Origin of the sequence: Nocardia callitridis, assembly GCF_039543305.1 — a bacterium.
GTDB lineage: Bacteria > Actinomycetota > Actinomycetes > Mycobacteriales > Mycobacteriaceae > Nocardia > Nocardia callitridis.
The window spans coordinates 1,576,126-1,593,443 of sequence record NZ_BAABJM010000002.1 but is presented as its reverse complement, the minus strand read 5'-3'; the positions used below and the strand labels follow the sequence as shown (position 1 = coordinate 1,593,443).

The following is a 17,318-nucleotide window of genomic DNA, read 5'->3' as shown; positions in this document are numbered from 1 at the left end:
TCGCCTCGAAAGTCTGCTGTGACCGGGGCGGATCCGGTGCGGCGATGGTCGGCACCACGCCGGTGATCGGCGCGATTGCGCGGTGTGCGAACCCGCGATGCCAGTGTTGCGGATGGTCCTGATGGGGCGGTAGCGGCTAGCCTGGGCCCATGGCAGGTAAGTCCCGCAGTACCACGACTCGGGCGCGGGCGGATTCGACGCGGGGGAGGACCACCACACCACGGCCTCGTTCGACCACGGCGCGCGGCGCGTCTACGGCACGAGGTCGCACCGCACCCGCTCGACGCCCGGCCCAACGCGCCAGGCCCGCGCCGCGTCGCTCACCGAACACTGCGCCACTCTCGGTGATCGGGCGCGGCATCGGCAATGGCTGGAACATGCTCGCCCGCGGCGTGGGCGCAACTACTCGCACGCTCAGTCGGGCGGGCGAGATCGAGCACGGTCATCGGCGCGATGGCATCGCGCTGGCCTTGATCGGACTCAGTGCCGTTGTCGCCGCGGCCGTGTGGTTGTCGGCGGGTGGGCCGATCGGTCACTGGGTGGAGGACGCTATTCGCGCGGTGTCCGGCTCGGCCTCGGCGGGCCTGCCGTTCGTGGCAGTCGCGATCGCGATCGTGTTGATGCGCACCGAGGCGAACCCGGAGATCCGACCACGGCTGGTGCTCGGTGGCCTGTTGGTCGGGTTGCCTGTTCTCGGTTTGTGGCACGTCGTCGCCGGTGCGCCCGCCGACGCACACGGGCGTTCGCGCGCGGGCGGATTCGTCGGCCTGGTCATCGGCGGCCCGCTGACCAGCGGGCTCACGGCCTGGCTTTCGGTGCCGATCCTCTTGCTGGCCATCGTGTTCGGTGTGCTGTTGCTCACCGGGACGACCGTCCGCGAGGTGCCGGCCCTGCTGCGCGATTACTTCGGCACCGGGTCCGGTGGCGACGAATACGGTGCCTACGGCGCCGATTACGATTCCGGCGAATACGACGCCGATGGCTTCCCGGTCCACACGGGGACGCGCTCGCGCCGCCGTGGCCGTACCCCGGCGGAGAACTACCCGCCGGACGAATTCGGTGACGCCGACGCGACCACCGAGATGCTCGGCGAGCCGCCGCTTCGCGACGCCAAGCCCATCGTCGAGGAACAACCGCAGCAACCGGCGCCGAAGCCGAAGAAGCGACCGGCCAAGCCGGTGGTGGAAGACCAGACACCGCCACCGCCACCGCCGCAGCAACTCGAGTTCGTCACCGACCGAGAGGTCGAGGGCGATTACGCGTTGCCGCCGCTGACGCTGCTCACCGATGGGGATCCCCCCAAGAAGCGCAGCGCGGCAAACGAATCGATGATCGAGTCGATCACCGAGGTGCTGGTGCAGTTCAAAATCGATGCCGCGGTCACCGGTTTCGTGCGCGGCCCGACGGTGACCCGCTACGAGGTGGAGCTCGGACCCGGCGTCAAGGTCGAGAAGATCACCGCGTTGGCCCGCAATATCGCGTACGCGGTCGCGACCGAGAATGTCCGGTTGCTCGCGCCGATTCCGGGCAAATCCGCCGTCGGGATCGAGGTGCCCAACTCCGACCGTGAACTGGTGCGCCTGGCCGATGTGCTCAAGGCGCCCTCGACCCGAAACGACCACCACCCCTTGGTGATCGGCCTCGGCAAGAACATCGAGGGTGAGTTCCTCGCCGCCAATCTGTCGAAGATGCCGCACCTGCTTGTCGCGGGTTCCACGGGTTCGGGTAAATCGAGCTTCGTCAATTCCATGCTGGTGTCGCTGCTCGGCCGTGCGACGCCGGAGGAGGTCAGGATGATCCTGATCGACCCGAAGATGGTGGAACTCACGCCCTATGAGGGCATTCCGCACCTGATCACCCCTATCATCACCCAGCCGAAGAAGGCGGCCGCCGCACTGAGCTGGCTGGTCGAGGAGATGGAGCAGCGCTACCAGGACATGCAGGCCAACAAGGTGCGCCACATCGATGACTTCAACAAGCGGGTGAAGTCGGGGGCGATCACCGCGCCCTTGGGCAGCGAGCGGGTGTACCGGCCCTACCCTTACATTCTCGCGATCGTGGACGAGTTGGCGGACCTGATGATGACGGCGCCGCGCGATGTCGAGGATGCCATCGTCCGGATCACCCAGAAGGCCCGTGCCGCGGGCATTCACCTGGTGCTGGCCACCCAGCGGCCCTCGGTGGACGTGGTGACCGGACTGATCAAGACCAATGTGCCCTCGCGTCTGGCGTTCGCGACCTCGTCGTTGACCGACTCGCGGGTCATTCTCGATCAGCCCGGTGCGGAGAAATTGATCGGTATGGGCGACGGCCTGTTCCTGCCGATGGGTGCGAACAAGCCGACCAGGTTGCAGGGCGCGTTCATCAGCGACGAAGAGATTCAGCGCGTCGTGGATTTCGCCAAGAACCAGGCCGAACCGGATTACCAAGAAGGTGTGACCGCCGCCAAGGCGGGCGAGAAGAAGGACGTCGATCCCGATATCGGCGACGACCTCGATGTGTTCATTCAGGCCGTCGAGTTGGTGGTGACCTCGCAGTTCGGGTCGACATCGATGCTGCAACGCAAGCTGCGCGTCGGTTTCGCGAAGGCGGGTCGGCTGATGGACCTCATGGAAACCAGAGGCGTCGTCGGTCCGAGTGAAGGCTCGAAAGCCCGTGATGTGCTGATCAAGCCGGACGAATTGGATGGCTTGCTGTGGACGATTCGCGGCGGTGGCGGGGACGAGCCGCAGGAGCAGGCTGCGGAGTGAGTGGGGATTCGTCGCGGGTTGGCGCGCACGCGTGACGAGGGGATGTGCTTGTTCCCTCGGCGAGATTCGAACTCGCATCTCCCGGACCCTAAATCCGGTGCCTCTGCCGATTGGGCCACGAGGGATCGGTGGTGGCGTACGTATGAAAAAGGAGCCACCCCTTGGCTTGTGCCGGGAGTGGCTCCTAGGTACGGGCCTGTCGAACAGGCACGATCATGGGCCGCTCCCGCTGGTTGTCCGTCGCACGTGGACGGATACGGCGGGTAGACCGACAGTGCGTGCGGCTAGTACCGCGTGCATGAACCGAGCTTCGAGCCGACCACGGTGCTGCGGTGTCCGGACCATCGGTCTGCCTTTCTCGGTATCGAATGCGGCGAGTGCGCCGAACTCTCGCTGTCGAGTCTTTCGGTCGAAAAGGTCCCGGATCTTCGATCGCGGGGTGTGAATTCGACTCGTTTACGACGCTAACATCAGAACTCGTTGTTGTGAACAGGATTCGGCGTCCGCGCGGCGCGCTCCTGCTCGGCGGATCTGTGATCGACTGACCCGCCGCGTTTCTCGAACCGGTGGCGCGCGGTGTGCGGCGTGGTCGAGCCGACATCTCGCGCGCCGGTGAATTAGTGTGGCAATCGTCCCGCAAGCGGCAACGAACGGACAATTCGGGCATGATGGGCAGCATGTATTCGGATCGGATCACCGCGTGAACGTCACCGCACTCGAGTGGGTGATCACCTTCGCGGTGATCGGCGCCCTGTTCGTCTTCGACTTCTACGCCCATGTGCGCACCCCACACGAGCCGACCTTCCGAGAATCCGGGTTCTGGTCCGCGGTCTACATCGGGCTCGCGCTGCTGTTCGGCGGCATCGTCGCCTGGCGCTGGGGAGCGACCTTCGCGGGCGAGTACTACGCGGGCTTCGTCACCGAGAAAGCGCTCTCGGTCGACAACCTGTTCGTGTTCCTCATCATTATGTCCACCTTCGCGGTGCCGAGGATCTATCAGCAGAAGGCGTTGCTGATCGGGATCGTCGTCGCGCTGGTGCTGCGCGGGGTGTTCATTGCCGTCGGCGCCGCCGCGATCAGCGCGTTCAGCTGGGTGTTCTATCTGTTCGGCCTGTTTCTCGTCTATACGGCGGTGAAACTGCTGCGCGAGAGCGGGCACGAGGAGGAGACGGAACAGAAACGCGACAGTCGCATCGTCGCGCTGGCCAAGCGGGTGCTGCCGAGCACCGAGGAGTTCGACGGAGACAAGCTGGTCACCAAGGTCGACGGGCGCAAGGTGGTGACGCCGCTGCTGTTCACGCTGTTGGCCATCGGCTTCGCCGACATCCTGTTCGCGCTCGACTCCATCCCCGCGATCTACGGCCTCACCGACCAGCCGTACCTGGTGTTCACCGCGAACGCCTTCGCGCTCATGGGCTTACGGCAGCTGTACTTCCTGATCGGCGGGCTGCTGGATCGGCTGGTCTACCTGTCCTACGGACTGGCCGCCATCCTCGCGTTCATCGGCGTGAAGCTGGTGCTGCACGCCCTGCACGAGAACACGCTGCCGTTCGTCAACGGCGGCGAGCACGTCGCGGTGCCGGAGATTTCCACGGGAGTCTCGCTCGGCGTCATCCTCGGTGTTCTGGTCATCGCGACGGTCGCCAGCCTGATTCGGACGCGTGGCACGACGCGTGCGAGCACCGGCGACTAGCGGTCGCCGCGGTCAGGATGCGAACGCACCGAGGACCGGTTGCCACTCGACGACGCGAACGGCCTCGATCAGGTTCTCGCGCGCGAACGGGTCCTCGGCGACCAGATTCGCCAGCTGTTGCTCGTCGTCGTAGCGAAATACCAGCAACGCTCCGGAACCGTCCGGGTAGGGGCCCACGCTGAGGAGGGCCCCCGCCTCGACGAGATCGGCCAGCCAAGCGCGGTGTTCGGGACGGTGGACGTCGCGGCCGGGGGCGCCTGCCGCGGTGTAGGTGTAATGAACGGCGAAGGTAGGCACGGGGGAGTCGCTTTCTCTAGGTCGGGGACGAGCACGTTCGGTGGCTACTCAGAGGGTGAGCAGCATTCGAGTATTGCCGAGGGTATTGGGTTTGACGTAGCTCAGATCGAGGAATTCGGCGACGCCGGTGTCGTAGGAGCGGCACATCTCCGCGTAGACCTCCGCGGTCACCGGCGTCCCGTCGATCTCGGCGAAACCGTGGCGGCCGAAGAACTCGACCTCGAAGGTCAGCACGAACAGCTTGCGCAGCTCGAGCTCGCGGGCGACGGTGACCAGGCGGCGCACCAGCAGCCCGCCGACGCCGGTGCCCTTCACATCCGGGTGCACCGCGACGGTGCGGACCTCACCGAGATCGGCCCACAGCACGTGCAGTGCGCCGCAGCCGACCACGCGGCCGTCGAGTTCGGCGACCCAGAATTCCTGCACGGCCTCGTACAGGGTGACCAGATTCTTTTCCAGCAGGATTTGGCCGGAATACACGTCGACCAGCCGCTTGATCTCGGGGACATCGGAGGTTCGTGCGCGGCGAACCGCCGCCGTCGCGGTCGGCGCCCGGTCGGGCGTATCGGTCTGCGCGTCGCTGGTCGAACCACCTAGAGGTCCCCGAGAGGTCATGGGGTGCACAGTAGTCGGCCTGGTTACCGATAGGCTTGGAGTGTGTCGCACCTCCAGTCGTTCCGCTCATCGCACCGCGCAGGGCAGCGCGACCGGTCGGGGAAGCGACCATGAGCGCACATCCCGACGAGGTCGACGGGGACTGGTCCGCGCCGAACGGGATTCGGTCCGGCTTCGTGCCCGCGCAGCCCGAACCCGTCGTTCCCCTGCTGAACATCGCGAACATCCTCACCGTGCTGCGCATCGTGTTGGTGCCGATCTTCGTGTTCGCGTTGCTCGCCGAGGGCGGGCACGAGACGGGCTGGCGGCTGGCGGCGACCGCGCTTTTCGGTCTCGCGGCGATCACCGATCGGTTCGATGGGCAACTCGCTCGCAAATACGGCTTGGTCACCGATTTCGGCAAGCTCGCCGACCCGATCGCGGACAAGGCGCTGATCGGCGCCGCGCTGATCGGCCTGTCCTCGCTCGGCGATCTTGCGTGGTGGATCACCCTCGTCATCTGTGGGCGCGAGGTCGGTATCACGCTGCTGCGCCTCGTGGTGGTACGACGCGGTGTCATCCCCGCGGGTCGTGGCGGCAAACTCAAGACGCTGGTGCAGTCGCTCGCCATCGCGGTGCTGTTGCTTCCCCTATCGGGGACGGCGATGGACGCGGGGATGGTGCTGATGTATATCGCGCTGGCACTCACGGTGATCACCGGCCTCGACTATGTCGGCCAGGCGGCGCGCGTGTGGTTCGCGGGCGGACCGGGACGGACGCGCGAGGGATGACCGATCCACTCACGGCGGATGTGCCCGCCGCCGAACTGGTTTCGACGCTTGCCGCGTCCGGACTGACCGTGGCCACGGCGGAATCGCTCACCGCGGGGTTGTTGTGCGCCACCATCGCGGGGGTTCCCGGCGCGAGCGCCGTGCTGCGCGGTGGGCTCGTGGTCTACGCCACCGATCTCAAACACCGGCTGGCGGGGGTCGACGAGGAGGTGTTGGCGACACAGGGTCCGGTGGCGGCGAGCACCGCCGAACAGCTCGCCGTGGGCGCGCGGAGTCGATGCGGGGCGGACTGGGGTGTGGGGCTGACCGGTGTGGCCGGTCCGGATTCGCAGGACGGTCATCCTGTCGGTGTCGTTTTCCTCGGGCTCGCGGGCCCCGCGCACACCGAGGTCATGCGCTGCGAGCTGGCCGGGGACAGGTGGGCGATCAGAATCGGCGCCGCGCGTCTTGCGGTGCGCGAATTGCTGCGATGTCTGCGTCGGCCCCCCGATTCCGAGGAATCGAAAGATTGATTCGCCCGGCGGGAACCAACCGGGACACTTCCGACGTTGTGCCAGAAAGAACGGCGTGCGCGATGCACTCGGTTCAGCTGTGTGGTGAGCCGCGACCGGCCCGCGTCGGGCCCGCCACGAGTGCTCGGACGGACGGTCGATTCGATTGGCGCCGAAGGTGCACAGAGCGAAGGAGAACGAGATGACGCTGCTGCGAGAGGCGATAGGGGACAGTCTGCGGCGTGCTCGTCTCGCCCAGAGTCGGACGCTGCGGGAGGTGTCCACCTCGGCTCGTGTGAGCCTCGGCTACCTTTCCGAGGTCGAGCGAGGCCGCAAGGAGGCTTCCAGCGAATTGCTCGCCGCGATCTGCGCCGCACTGGATGTGCCGCTGTCGCGGGTGTTGTGGGATGTGAGCGCCGTCATGGCCGGGATCGACGGCATGCCCGTCGCCGACGGGTCTTTCGATGCCGCCGCCGCGATCCCCGACGACGCACGCACGGCTGCCGCCGCGGCGAGCACGAGCACCGAAGCCGCCGAATCCACCGAAACCGCAGGCGAGCCCGCCGCTGCCAGCGCGAGCGCGCACAGCGGTGGCGGCGAGCATCAGGCCAGGCCGTTGCCGCTGGCCGGCGCGACCCGCATCGTCATTCCCGCACCCAAGGCCGACATGCTGGTACTGGTCAAGGGTGCGTGAGGCGAATATCGACGGCGGCGGCTGCGCGTCGACGCCTGATACGGATAGATTCTCTTTCTGGTGACGGTTGTGCCGGGTTCGCCCGGTCCGCCCGCCACATAGTGGAGGATAGGCAGCAGCGAGTGCGTGACGGTCGCGCACTGTAGTCGCGCGCAGCGGCGCGGCACGTCAGATGGAGGCGGGATCAATCGATGGCTAATCCGTTCGTCAAGGCCTGGAAGTACATGATGGCCCTCTTCGACTCGAAGATCGAAGAGCACGCGGATCCGAAGGTGCAGATCCAGCAGGCTATCGAGGAAGCCCAGCGGCAGCATCAGGCCCTGTCGCAGCAGGCAGCGTCGGTGATCGGCAACCAGCGTCAGCTCGAGATGAAGCTGAACCGGCAGCTCGACGAGGTGGAGAAGCTCAACGCCAACGCGCGTCAGGCGGTCACCCTCGCCGACCAGGCCACGCAGGCCGGTGACACGGAGAAGGCGATCCAATACACCAACGCCGCCGAGGCCTTCGCCGCGCAGTTGGTGACCGCGGAGCAGTCGGTCGAGGACCTGAAGGTGCTGCACGATCAGTCGTTGCAGGCTGCGGCGCAGGCCAAGAAGGCCGTCGAGCAGAACGCGATGTTGTTGCAGCAGAAGGTCAGTGAGCGCACCAAGCTGCTGAGCCAGCTGGAGCAGGCCAAGATGCAGGAGCAGGTCTCCGCGTCGTTGCAGCGGATGGACTCGACCCTCTCGGCGCCCGGTTCGACGCCGAGCCTCGACGCGGTGCGCGACAAGATCGAGCGTCGCTACGCCACGGCTCTCGGCTCGGCGGAGCTCGCGCAGAACACCGTGCAGGGTCGGATGCTCGAGGTGCAGCAGGCGAGCGTGCAGATGGCGGGGCACAGCAAGTTGGAGCAGATCCGTGCGTCGATGCGCGGCGATCAGTTGCCCGCGGGCGGTGCGGCACCGGCGGCGAACCCGGCTCCGGCACAGGGAAATTCGGCTCAGCCGCAGATGGACAAGGGCCAGGCGCAATAGCGGCTGGCTCACTGGACGATATCGCACGGATTTCCGGGCGGCCGCCGTCGGCCGAAGGGAAGTCCGTGCGCACGTCCGTGCGTTGACCGGTGGGAGAGATGGCATGAGCGGCAGTCCATTCCGTGGATTCGGTGGTTCGCGAGGCACACGTGTCGACGCGGCCGCGGCCCACGCCTCGGCCGAGCCGCCCGCCGGGGCGCGGTCCAACGGTCGGCGTTCGACCACGGTGCTGCGCGCGCAGGCCGCCTTGGCGCCGCAACAGGGCAGCCTGCCTGACAATCTCCGCGAGGCCGGCGAGCACGCGTTGGTCGCGGTGCGTCGCTGGGCTGATCCACGCGAGCGAGAGTTGCGCCGACGGCGGCGCGCTCGGCGTCGCAGCGTCCAGTTGGGGACGGCGTCGGGGCTGACGACGGCGGGTGTGGTTGGACTCGCCGTGGTTTCGGCTCCGGTGTGGGCCGTGATCGTGCTGGGTGGCGGTGCGGTCGCGCTGGTCACCGGCGCCGCGCTGAGTACCCGGCGTTACCTGCGGTTGCGCGGAGTTCCGCTCCCGCAGGCCGCGTTCGTCCCACGGAAGCGCCCGCCGATGTGGTCGAGCGCGCGAGCGCCCATCGCCCGGTTGGTCCGGGCCGAACAGGCCATGCACGGCCTGGCCGCGCAGATCGTCCGCACCGACCGGCTGCCGCGCGACGAACTGGCCGATATGGTGGAAACCGCCGCCTCCGGCTCGGCGGCGCTGCACGCGCTCGCGGCCGATATCCTCGCGATGGAGCAGGCGCTCGGTGCGATGGGGCGTTCGAATTCACCTGCCGCGGTGGTGCTTTCGGAGAATCTGCGAGCGACGCTCGCCAGGTTGGATACCGGGGTGGTCGAGTACGAGCAAGTGGTGGCGGCTGCCGGGCGAATCCTGGCCGTGCCCGAATCCGCGGTCATGCGACACAATTTCGACGTTATCGTCGCCGATCTGCGCGACGCCGCCGACCGGCTCGACGGTTGGGCGCAGGCGTTGACCGAGGTCGCCGATCACTCCGTGTCGAGGGGTATGCCGCCCGCCTGAGTAACCCCGGGGTCGGTCGTGGTCAGCGTGACCGGTCTTGACGCCGCAGTTCCTCCGCCCGCGCGCGCAGCGCGGCACTCATGAGTTCACGGCCTTCCGATAACAGGTCGAGAACCTCCCAGGACGCTTTGCGTCCCGCGCTGCCGACGATCCCGGCGATCGCGCCGCCGTGTCGCTTCGCCGCCGCCGCGAGTTCTTGTGCGAGTTCGTTCGTGCGTTCCATCCGCTCCATCACTTCCGCCGTCGGATATTCATCGGTGAAACGTTCGTCGGAGAATTCCGGTGGGGTGAATGGGGTGTGTGCATGTGTCCGAAGCATCCCTTCCCTGGTGCGGTGCCACGCACCGCCTTGCCATGATTCAGAGTACATCCGTTCACTGAATACGGTCGCGCTCGGGGTCGACGAATACGGCCGTGTGGGCGTTGATCGGGGTATCGGCGGCGGTGGTGGCGAGGGAGTCGGGGAGACGACGGATCGTCGTCCGGGAATTTCTCCGCGTCGGTGTTTGGCCCCGGTCACACCGGGTAGTTGCCAGCATGTAGCTGATCGGCCCGGTCTGCGTCGGATCGGAGCATTCACTACCAGGCAAGGAGTGTTTCCAATGCTGAACATTGCCTCTCGAAAACGCGCTTTCGACGTGATCGGGCAAGTTCTCGGCGACCCAGTCTCTCGCGGCGCGGTCTCTGTCAGCTTGGCACCAGAAGGCGTGTCCTGAACAAGGCGGGCTGAACACCGAACCGAAATCAGCATCGCCACCGAACCCCACTGCGGAGGAATCATGTCCCAACAACTCGATGCACTCATCGGAAGCTCCGTCTACGACCCCGAGGGCGACAAAATCGGCCGTGTCAAGCGCATCTACATCGACAACAGCTCGGGTGCGCCGACGTGGGTTGCCGTGTCGACCGGCTTGTTCAGTGGCGATTCGCTCGTGCCACTGGCCGGCGCGCAGTACCAGGAGGACTACAGCGCACTCCAGGTGCGCGTCGAGAAGGACGCGGTGAAGAACGCGCCCCATCTCGAGCGCGAAGGTCTGATCACCCCGGAGGCCGAGCAGGAGTTGTTCGCGCACTACCACGTCGACCCGGCGAACGCCGGGATGGATGTCGGCCAGCAACCGGCCAGCGCCAGCGGTCAGGCGCCCTCCGGGACCAGCACCTCGGGCATGGCCACGGCCGCGGGGACGGGCGTCGCTGGCACCGCCGCGGCGGGGACCGCCGCGCGTGGCAAGTCTGACCAGAAGGAGCGCACGGCCGAGCCGAAGGAACGCGCGGCGGAGCCGATGCAACGCATGGCCGAGCCGACCGCGCAGGGCAACCAGGGCGAGATGATCCGTTCGGAAGAACGGCTCAACGTCGATACGCACCAGGAGGCGGTGGGCAAGGCGCGGGTGCGCAAGTACGTCGTCACCGAGAACCAATCGGTGACCGTGCCGACTACGCACGAGGAAGTGCGGGTCGAACGTGAACCCATTACCGATCCCTCGTCTGTCGGCAAGACGCACATGGGTGATCAGGAACAAGAGGTCATCCTGCATGAAGACCAGGTGCGGGTGAGCAAGGAGGAAGTACCGGTCGAGCGGGTGCGGTTGGCCGTCGACGAAGTCCACGAGGACAAGACGGTGTCCGACACCGTGCGCAAGGAGCGGATCGAGGCCGAAGGCGTCGAGACGGACCCCAAGAAGGGGCCCAAGCACCGGAAGTGATCGGCCTTCGCGGCTGATCTCGTGATTCGTCGAGACTGTCGCTGTGGGTTGAATTCTCGCGCTATGCAAGGTATTCGGCTGAACGGAGCCGGGGTTGCCGGTCGCACGCTGACCACGACCTCGGCTCCGTTTCGGTGTGTGGGTTCGGCTGACTCGGGTGGGTGAGCTGCTCGGCACCCGGACGTTGCCGGTGCGGCCGGGAGTCTTGTCGCTCGATACCGACGCGGCTTGTACACGCCGTGGTTGTCCGGGGTCCTCGACGTCGCGCACCCCGAAACCGCTCAGTGCGGCAGTGTCACCGTGTCGCGATAACCCGCGCAGTCCTCCAGACGGTCCTCCCGCGTGTGGCAGGTGAGTAGCTGCCCCAGGTATGCGCGCGCCTGCGCCAATTCGGCCATCTGGTGTTCGATACCGGCGATGCGCGCGGTGACGGTCGCGCGCCAGTCTTCCCGGTTCGCGGTCGGTGTCCGTGGGTTCAACAGCGCGGTGATCTCGGCCAGGCTGAGCAGACCGGTGGTCTGCCAGCGTCGAATCAACGCGATCCGATAGAGCTGATCGCTGTCGTAGCAACGGCGGCCGGAGCGACGGTGCGCGGTGATCAGTCCGAGACGCTCCCAGTAGTGCAGCGTGGACAGTGGGATGTCGAAGTGTCGCACCACGGTGGCGATGGGCGTGAGTTCTGACATGTCACCAGTTGACCTCAACTCCGGTTGAACAGGCAAGGTAGCCCTTAGTTCCTGTCCTGTTCGTGTTGGCGGTCGATCGAGGTGAAGTCGTGTCCGAGGGTGTTATTCCGCGACGAGAAGTATTGCGGCACCGAGTTACTCGGATCTCCTGGCGAGATCGCGACATGGTGCGGACGGCCCTGGGTCCACGGAAGAACGAGAAAACCCCGAATGCGCGCTGGGTGATGGCGCTGGCCTGCCTCGGCTCGTTCTGCGTGGTCTTGGACGCGACGATCGTCTCGGTCACCCTGCCCCAACTACGCCGCGACCTCGGCTTCACCGATGCCGCACTGCCGTGGGCGGTCAACGCCTACACCCTGGCCTTCGCGGGGTGTCTGTTGCTGGGTGGACGGTGCGTCGATGTGTTCGGACTGCGGCGAGCCATGATGATCGGGACGACGTTGTTCACCGTGGCGATGGCTGTCGCGGGGCTCGCCCAATCGCCCGCCATGCTCTTGGCCGCGCGTGCGGTACAGGGATTCGGTGCCGCGCTGCTCATGCCGGTGACGTTGTCGCTGATGACCACCACCTTCGTCGAACACGCGGCGCGCGCTCGCGCGTTGGCGCTGCTGAGCGCCGTCGGCGCGATGGGTGCCTCCAGTGGTCCGCTGATCGGCGGGATACTCACGCAGCTGGCGGGATGGCGATGGGTCTTCTTGGTCATGGTGCCGCTGGGTGTCGTCTGCGTCGTCGGGGCGGCGGTGGTGCTGAACGGCCGCGTGCGTGGGCAGCGCCGTCCTCGGCTCGATGTGCCCGGTGCGCTGCTGGCGACGACGGGTGTCGCCGGTGTGGTGTCGGCGATCATGCGGTCGTCGGAGGTGGGCTGGGTGGCGGCGTCGGTGCTCGGCAGCCTGCTGTCCGGTGTGGCCGCGCTCGGGATATTCGTTGTCCACCAGGCGAAGTGGGCGCGCGACCCGTTGTTGGCGCTCGAAATCTTTCGGCTGCGTTCGGTGACCGGAGCCAACCTGGTGATCTTTCTGCTCGGTCTCGGGTTTTTCGCCAATCCGGTGTTGCTGTCGTTGTATCTGCAAGACGTGCACGGCTTTTCGCCACTGATGGCCGGTGTGGGCTATCTGCCGGCCGGTGTCGCGATGGTCGCCGGGGCGCGGTCGGCGGGGTGGTTGACCGTGCGGATCGGACCCCGTCGCGCGGCCGCATCGTGTTGCGGCCTGGGGGTCCTCGGTGCGGCGATGATCGGCACCGGCATGGCGATGGGGGCGTCCTACCTGTGGTCGGTCGCGCTTCCAGGCGTGGTCTTCGGGTTCGGCGCCTCGGCCGCGTTCACGCCGTTGACGGTGTCCGCGACACAGGGGGTGTCCGCCGAGCGCAATGGTCTGGCGGCGGGAGTGCTCAATACGGTGCGCCAGACCAGCGGGGCCGTAGGACTCGCGGTGTTGAGTTCGGTGACGCTCGCGGCCGGATATTCGGCCGCGTTCCTGGCGTGCGCGGGGTGCATGGCGGGTGCGTGCGCGCTGGCGCTGCTGGCCATGCCGCGCACATCGGCCCTAACGCAGCAGGGTGTCGAGTGAGCCGCCGAGAATGAGTTGCGCGGTGAAGGAACCGTCTTCGGCTCGCACACCTTTGACCAAGACGGTGTCGCCGATGCGGAGATCGGGCACGCGCTCGCCGCCGGAACTCATCACATGGGTTGCCGAGTTCGTGTGGACGATCGAGACTTCCCCCGCGATCGGGTCGACCGACAGCGTCGCGCCGTCGGTGGCGACGATCCGCCCGACGGTGATGCGCAGGCGCCCGAAGAGCCCACCGGTCGAGGTGCGATTGGTGTGCGCACCGTCTTCCGGGCGCGCGTTGGCGGTGCTCGGCGTCTCGGACGGGAGCGGCGGTGACTCGTGCCGGTTGAACGCGGTGGAACAGACCAGGACGAGTAATCCGAGACCGATGATGATCCCCGCTGTGGTGCCGGTAAGTCTGCGTTCTTGCCGAGGTGGAGAGTGACTGGTCGCCGCGTGGGCGGCTGCCGCCCTTGGCAGTGGCCGGGTGGTGGGTTGTTCGCTCGGTACGGGGGCGGTCGGTGCGGGTGCGCTGGCGGCGGGGTCCTGCGGTCGGTGCGACCACGGAGTTTTCGGTGTCATCGCCACACAGCACCTCTCGGTGAATCAACGGTTCGATCCAGTATGCGGCCGTTCCAGTACTGGGAGCACGAGCTGAAGAGGCTGTATCGCAGCGTATTTCGCGAATCAGTCGCTGTCATCGGTCGTTGCCGTTGGGTGATGAACTCGTGCGACCGGGTTGGCTTCGCCGCTGCTGAACCGAAGTCGGGAGTACGTGACTCCAGTCGGTCCGTGCCCCGTCCCCGTGCCGGTCCTTTTCGAGGGTCGCACCGCGACGATCGGGTCAGGGTGAACCCTGATCTTCACCCGGGTATCGGTTCTCACCTGGTGATTCTCGATGGATCTGGTGTCATGCTCGAAGGACGAGAACACGAGGTCATGGAGGAATGTCATGGTGTGGAAGATCATCGGAGTCGTCGCGGTCGTGTGGATCGCGCTGGCCATCATCGGCGCGTTGATCAAGGGGCTGTTTCCCATTCTGGTGATCAGCGCGATCGTCTTCGGGCTGTACTTGCTGTACAAGGCGGTGTCGGGCTCGGACAACTCCACCGTCACCAAGCTGTAGCCGGGGCGGTGGGTATCGGTGCCGTCGACTACGCGGAGCACCCGGATCGGTCGAGGTGGCGCGGGTGGGCGGTGACCGCCGACGGGTGAACGGGTGTGGCAGGCTAGGCGCATGCGAGTAGCGGTTGTGGCGGGACCCGATCCGGGACATGCTTTTCCCGCTATCGCGCTATGCCTGCGATTGCGCGCGGCGGGCGACGAACCGGTGTTGTTCACCGGTTCACGCTGGCTCGAGGCGGCGCGCGGTGTCGGAATCAGCGTGCGCAGACTCAAGGGCCTCGCTCCGCGCCCGAGCGACGACGAGACCGACGCGGGCACCCGCATCCACGAGCGCGCCGCGCATATCTCCACCGAGATCCTGCCCGACCTGAGCGCGATGCTGCCCGAACTGGTGGTCTCGGATGTGCTCACCGCAGGTGGGGGGATGGCGGCGGAGCGGCTCGGCGTTCCCTGGGTCGAGCTCTCGCCGCATCCGCTGTATCTGCCGTCGAAGGCGTTGCCGCCCATCGGTAGTGGGCTCGCGCCCGGCGTAGGGTTGCGTGGCCGAATGCGCGACGGGTTGTTGCGCACCATGACCGCCCGAGATATCCGACACGGTCTACAGCAGCGCGAGCGTGCCAGGCAGGGGGTCGATCTGCCGGTGCCCGATCCTGGACCGGCGGCCCGGCTGATCGCGACCCTGCCCGCGCTCGAAGTACCGCGTCCGGACTGGCCCGACCACGCGCATGTCATCGGGCCGTTGTTCTGGGAACCCACCGACGCGATCCTGCGGCCGCCGCCCGGCGACGCACCCTTGGTGGTGGTGGCGCCGTCCACCGCACACACCGGGGTGGCGGATATGGTCGAGACCGTACTGGAGGCTCTTGCCGGAGCCGGTGTGCGCGTGGCGATCTCGATGCTCGACAGCCCGCCCGGTGAGCTGCCCGGGTGGGCCACCGCGGGGCTCGGTCGGCAGGACGAGCTGTTGACGCACGCCGCGCTCGTGATCGGCGGCGGCGGGCACGGTTTGTTGGCGAAGTCGTTGTCGGCAGGGGTCCCTGTTGTCACCGTCCCGGGGGGTGGCGATCAGTGGGAGCTCGCCAATCGCGTGGTACGCCAAGGTAGTTCGATACTCGTTCGGCCGCTCGCAGTCGAGGCCGTGCGGTCGGCGGTGCGCGAGATTCTCGCCGACCCCGGCTTCGCCGCCGCGGCCGCCGAAGCCGCCGCCACGGCCACCGAGGTAGCCGACCCGATCGAGATCTGCCACAAGGTCGTCGCGTCCGCGCACGCGTGAGAGATTGGTCGGGGTGCACGGCCGGTCCGACCGGTCACAGCGATGCGGGTATGTTGGGCCCGGTGCGAATGACCGAATTTCAGGAGTTGTTGCATACCGAGTTCGGCGTGGCTCGTGGCGATACTCTGCTGGCCGACCACGTGATTCCCGCGCTCGGTGGACGAACCGGGGCGGACGCCATCGAATCGGGTGCCGATCCTAGAGACGTGTGGCGTGCGTTGTGCACGGAGTTCGATGTGCCGAAGGCACGCTGGTAGCGCTGCGCGCATATCGTGCCGGGCCGAGGGGTTGTCAATGCCGCTTTATCCGGCGACCGTCTGTCGGGCGCGTCGCTTGACTCGAACATCTGTTCGGCTAATCTGAGGCGCAGAACTTGTCGGTGCCGCCCTCTAGTGTGGGCGCCAACTACAGCACGAGACTCACCCGTCGAAAAGGGGATCAGCACATGGCACCACAGGCGTACGACCGCGACAAGGCCCTCGAACTGGCCTTGGCCCAGGTGGAGAAGAGCTACGGCAAGGGCGCTGTCATGCGGCTCGGCGAGGAATCGCGCCAGCCCATCGCGGTGATCCCCACCGGTTCGATCGCCCTGGATGTCGCGCTCGGCATCGGTGGCCTGCCTCGCGGTCGCGTCGTCGAGATCTACGGCCCCGAGTCCTCGGGTAAAACCACCGTCGCGCTGCACGCGGTGGCCAACGCGCAGGCTGCGGGCGGCGTCGCGGCGTTCATCGACGCCGAGCATGCTCTGGACCCGGATTACGCGCGCAAGTTGGGTGTCGACACCGACGCGCTGCTCGTTTCCCAGCCCGACACCGGTGAGCAGGCGCTCGAAATCGCCGACATGCTGGTGCGTTCCGGCGCCATCGACATCATCGTCGTCGACTCCGTCGCCGCGCTGGTGCCGCGTGCGGAGATCGAGGGCGAGATGGGCGACAGCCACGTCGGTCTGCAGGCCAGGCTGATGAGCCAGGCGCTGCGCAAGATGACCAGTGCGATCAACAACTCGGGTACCACCGCGATCTTCATCAACCAGCTGCGCGAGAAGATCGGCGTCATGTTCGGCTCGCCGGAGACCACCACGGGCGGTAAGGCGTTGAAGTTCTACGCCTCGGTTCGCCTGGATGTGCGCCGCATCGAGACCCTCAAGGACGGCACCGACGCGGTCGGTAACCGCACCAGGGTGAAGGTCGTCAAGAACAAGGTCTCCCCGCCGTTCAAGCAGGCGGAATTCGACATTCTCTACGGCCACGGCATCTCCAAGGAAGGCTCGCTCATCGATATGGGTGTCGAGCACGGCTTCATCCGTAAGTCCGGCTCCTGGTACACCTATGAAGGCGACCAGCTGGGGCAGGGCAAGGAGAACGCCCGCAAGTTCCTCCTGGAGAACACCGATGTGCGCGACGAGGTGGAGAAGAAGATCAAGGAGAAGCTCGGCATCGGCGCGGACGTGACCGCGGAGGCGGCCGAGGTCCCCGCGGACTTCTGAGCCTATGGACGACGCACGCCCACCTCGGTCACCGTCGGCCGTACCCGAAACAGGGGCACAGCCCGACGTGGTGTCGGAGATGCGGCGCAGGTTGCAGGAACTTCTGTCCGACTCC

Annotated in this window: 18 protein-coding genes and 1 tRNA gene; 13 read left to right on the top strand and 6 right to left on the bottom strand. The window is 66.8% G+C overall.

The annotated features are described in order from the left end of the window. The first annotated feature begins 149 nt into the window (after positions 1-149). Positions 150-2,750, top strand: coding sequence for a DNA translocase FtsK (locus ABEA50_RS16080; RefSeq protein WP_345496183.1), 2,601 nt, complete (start codon positions 150-152; stop codon positions 2,748-2,750). Positions 2,751-2,801: 51 nt separating this feature from the next. Here ABEA50_RS16080 and ABEA50_RS16075 read toward each other — a convergent pair. Then, positions 2,802-2,875: transfer RNA gene (locus tag ABEA50_RS16075), tRNA-Leu, on the bottom strand. A gap of 575 nt (positions 2,876-3,450) precedes the next feature. Between ABEA50_RS16075 and ABEA50_RS16070 the strand changes: the two genes are divergently transcribed. After that, positions 3,451-4,443, top strand: a complete 993-nt coding sequence (locus ABEA50_RS16070; RefSeq protein ID WP_345496182.1) for a TerC family protein — start codon at positions 3,451-3,453, stop codon at positions 4,441-4,443. 12 nt (positions 4,444-4,455) lie between these two features. On the opposite strand, the gene ABEA50_RS16065 is transcribed toward ABEA50_RS16070, so the two are convergent. Together ABEA50_RS16065 and ABEA50_RS16060 are read right to left on the bottom strand one after the other, a co-directional pair. After that, complete coding sequence (locus ABEA50_RS16065; protein ID WP_345496181.1) at positions 4,456-4,740, bottom strand: YciI family protein; 285 nt, start codon at positions 4,738-4,740, stop codon at positions 4,456-4,458. A gap of 48 nt (positions 4,741-4,788) precedes the next feature. Further along, entirely contained in the window at positions 4,789-5,355 is a 567-nt protein-coding gene (locus ABEA50_RS16060; RefSeq protein WP_345496180.1) for an amino-acid N-acetyltransferase, read from the bottom strand. A 110-nt stretch (positions 5,356-5,465) separates the two neighbouring features. Between ABEA50_RS16060 and pgsA the strand changes: the two genes are divergently transcribed. From pgsA to pspM, 5 genes are all read left to right on the top strand, one after another. Continuing rightward, a complete protein-coding gene (gene pgsA / locus ABEA50_RS16055) occupies positions 5,466-6,125 on the top strand; it encodes a CDP-diacylglycerol--glycerol-3-phosphate 3-phosphatidyltransferase (RefSeq protein ID WP_345496179.1) in 660 nt (219 codons plus the stop codon). Next, complete coding sequence (locus ABEA50_RS16050) at positions 6,122-6,637, top strand: CinA family protein (RefSeq protein WP_345496178.1); 516 nt, start codon at positions 6,122-6,124, stop codon at positions 6,635-6,637. The genes pgsA and ABEA50_RS16050 overlap by 4 nt, the downstream gene beginning before the upstream one ends. A 181-nt stretch (positions 6,638-6,818) precedes the next feature. Continuing rightward, positions 6,819-7,310 (top strand): helix-turn-helix domain-containing protein, encoded by a 492-nt coding sequence (locus ABEA50_RS16045; protein ID WP_345496177.1) that lies wholly within the window; start codon positions 6,819-6,821, stop codon positions 7,308-7,310. Positions 7,311-7,501: 191 nt separating this feature from the next. Further along, positions 7,502-8,323, top strand: coding sequence for a PspA/IM30 family protein (locus ABEA50_RS16040; RefSeq protein ID WP_345496176.1), 822 nt, complete (start codon positions 7,502-7,504; stop codon positions 8,321-8,323). A 103-nt stretch (positions 8,324-8,426) separates the two neighbouring features. Continuing rightward, complete coding sequence (pspM, locus tag ABEA50_RS16035; RefSeq protein WP_345496175.1) at positions 8,427-9,377, top strand: phage shock envelope stress response protein PspM; 951 nt, start codon at positions 8,427-8,429, stop codon at positions 9,375-9,377. Positions 9,378-9,399: 22 nt separating this feature from the next. On the opposite strand, the gene ABEA50_RS16030 is transcribed toward pspM, so the two are convergent. After that, entirely contained in the window at positions 9,400-9,696 is a 297-nt protein-coding gene (locus ABEA50_RS16030) for a hypothetical protein (protein ID WP_345496174.1), read from the bottom strand. Between the two features lie 460 nt (positions 9,697-10,156). Between ABEA50_RS16030 and ABEA50_RS16025 the strand changes: the two genes are divergently transcribed. Next, entirely contained in the window at positions 10,157-11,083 is a 927-nt protein-coding gene (locus ABEA50_RS16025) for a PRC and DUF2382 domain-containing protein (RefSeq protein WP_345496173.1), read from the top strand. Between the two features lie 281 nt (positions 11,084-11,364). Here the strand turns inward: ABEA50_RS16025 and ABEA50_RS16020 are convergent, their stop codons facing one another. Continuing rightward, positions 11,365-11,769 carry a helix-turn-helix domain-containing protein gene (locus ABEA50_RS16020; protein ID WP_345496172.1) on the bottom strand — a complete coding sequence of 135 codons (405 nt, stop codon included), beginning with the start codon at positions 11,767-11,769 and terminating at the stop codon, positions 11,365-11,367. Between the two features lie 89 nt (positions 11,770-11,858). On the opposite strand from ABEA50_RS16020, the gene ABEA50_RS16015 reads away from it, so the two are divergent. Then, positions 11,859-13,337, top strand: coding sequence for an MFS transporter (locus ABEA50_RS16015; protein WP_345496171.1), 1,479 nt, complete (start codon positions 11,859-11,861; stop codon positions 13,335-13,337). On the opposite strand, the gene ABEA50_RS16010 is transcribed toward ABEA50_RS16015, so the two are convergent. Then, positions 13,314-13,901, bottom strand: a complete 588-nt coding sequence (locus tag ABEA50_RS16010; RefSeq protein WP_345496170.1) for a DUF5666 domain-containing protein — start codon at positions 13,899-13,901, stop codon at positions 13,314-13,316. The genes ABEA50_RS16015 and ABEA50_RS16010 overlap by 24 nt on opposite strands. 370 nt (positions 13,902-14,271) lie before the next feature. Here ABEA50_RS16010 and ABEA50_RS16005 point away from each other — a divergent pair, with 370 nt between their 5' ends. The 4 genes from ABEA50_RS16005 to recA all read left to right on the top strand — a co-directional run bounded on the left by ABEA50_RS16005 (position 14,272) and on the right by recA (position 17,203). After that, a complete protein-coding gene (locus tag ABEA50_RS16005) occupies positions 14,272-14,445 on the top strand; it encodes a hypothetical protein (RefSeq protein WP_345496169.1) in 174 nt (57 codons plus the stop codon). Between the two features lie 111 nt (positions 14,446-14,556). Further along, positions 14,557-15,717, top strand: a complete 1,161-nt coding sequence (locus tag ABEA50_RS16000; RefSeq protein ID WP_345496168.1) for a glycosyltransferase — start codon at positions 14,557-14,559, stop codon at positions 15,715-15,717. Positions 15,718-15,779: 62 nt separating this feature from the next. Then, positions 15,780-15,974, top strand: coding sequence for a DUF3046 domain-containing protein (locus ABEA50_RS15995; protein WP_345496167.1), 195 nt, complete (start codon positions 15,780-15,782; stop codon positions 15,972-15,974). Positions 15,975-16,162: 188 nt separating this feature from the next. Beyond that, positions 16,163-17,203 (top strand): recombinase RecA, encoded by a 1,041-nt coding sequence (recA, locus tag ABEA50_RS15990; protein WP_345496166.1) that lies wholly within the window; start codon positions 16,163-16,165, stop codon positions 17,201-17,203. The last annotated feature ends 115 nt before the right edge of the window (positions 17,204-17,318 follow it).

What these genes read in the sequence shown, in the direction of transcription:
- ABEA50_RS16050 (WP_345496178.1), top strand. Translation starts at nt 6,122, where the DNA reads ATGACCGATCCACTCACGGCGGATGTGCCCGCCGCCGAACTGGTTTCG.
- ABEA50_RS16030 (WP_345496174.1), bottom strand. Translation starts at nt 9,696, where the DNA reads ATGCTTCGGACACATGCACACACCCCATTCACCCCACCGGAATTCTCC.
- ABEA50_RS16010 (WP_345496170.1), bottom strand. Translation starts at nt 13,901, where the DNA reads ATGACACCGAAAACTCCGTGGTCGCACCGACCGCAGGACCCCGCCGCC.
- ABEA50_RS16025 (WP_345496173.1), top strand. Translation starts at nt 10,157, where the DNA reads ATGTCCCAACAACTCGATGCACTCATCGGAAGCTCCGTCTACGACCCC.
- pgsA (WP_345496179.1), top strand. Translation starts at nt 5,466, where the DNA reads ATGAGCGCACATCCCGACGAGGTCGACGGGGACTGGTCCGCGCCGAAC.
- pspM (WP_345496175.1), top strand. Translation starts at nt 8,427, where the DNA reads ATGAGCGGCAGTCCATTCCGTGGATTCGGTGGTTCGCGAGGCACACGT.
- ABEA50_RS16020 (WP_345496172.1), bottom strand. Translation starts at nt 11,769, where the DNA reads ATGTCAGAACTCACGCCCATCGCCACCGTGGTGCGACACTTCGACATC.
- ABEA50_RS16060 (WP_345496180.1), bottom strand. Translation starts at nt 5,355, where the DNA reads ATGACCTCTCGGGGACCTCTAGGTGGTTCGACCAGCGACGCGCAGACC.
- recA (WP_345496166.1), top strand. Translation starts at nt 16,163, where the DNA reads ATGGCACCACAGGCGTACGACCGCGACAAGGCCCTCGAACTGGCCTTG.
- ABEA50_RS16005 (WP_345496169.1), top strand. Translation starts at nt 14,272, where the DNA reads ATGGTGTGGAAGATCATCGGAGTCGTCGCGGTCGTGTGGATCGCGCTG.
- ABEA50_RS16045 (WP_345496177.1), top strand. Translation starts at nt 6,819, where the DNA reads ATGACGCTGCTGCGAGAGGCGATAGGGGACAGTCTGCGGCGTGCTCGT.
- ABEA50_RS16000 (WP_345496168.1), top strand. Translation starts at nt 14,557, where the DNA reads ATGCGAGTAGCGGTTGTGGCGGGACCCGATCCGGGACATGCTTTTCCC.
- ABEA50_RS16040 (WP_345496176.1), top strand. Translation starts at nt 7,502, where the DNA reads ATGGCTAATCCGTTCGTCAAGGCCTGGAAGTACATGATGGCCCTCTTC.
- ABEA50_RS16080 (WP_345496183.1), top strand. Translation starts at nt 150, where the DNA reads ATGGCAGGTAAGTCCCGCAGTACCACGACTCGGGCGCGGGCGGATTCG.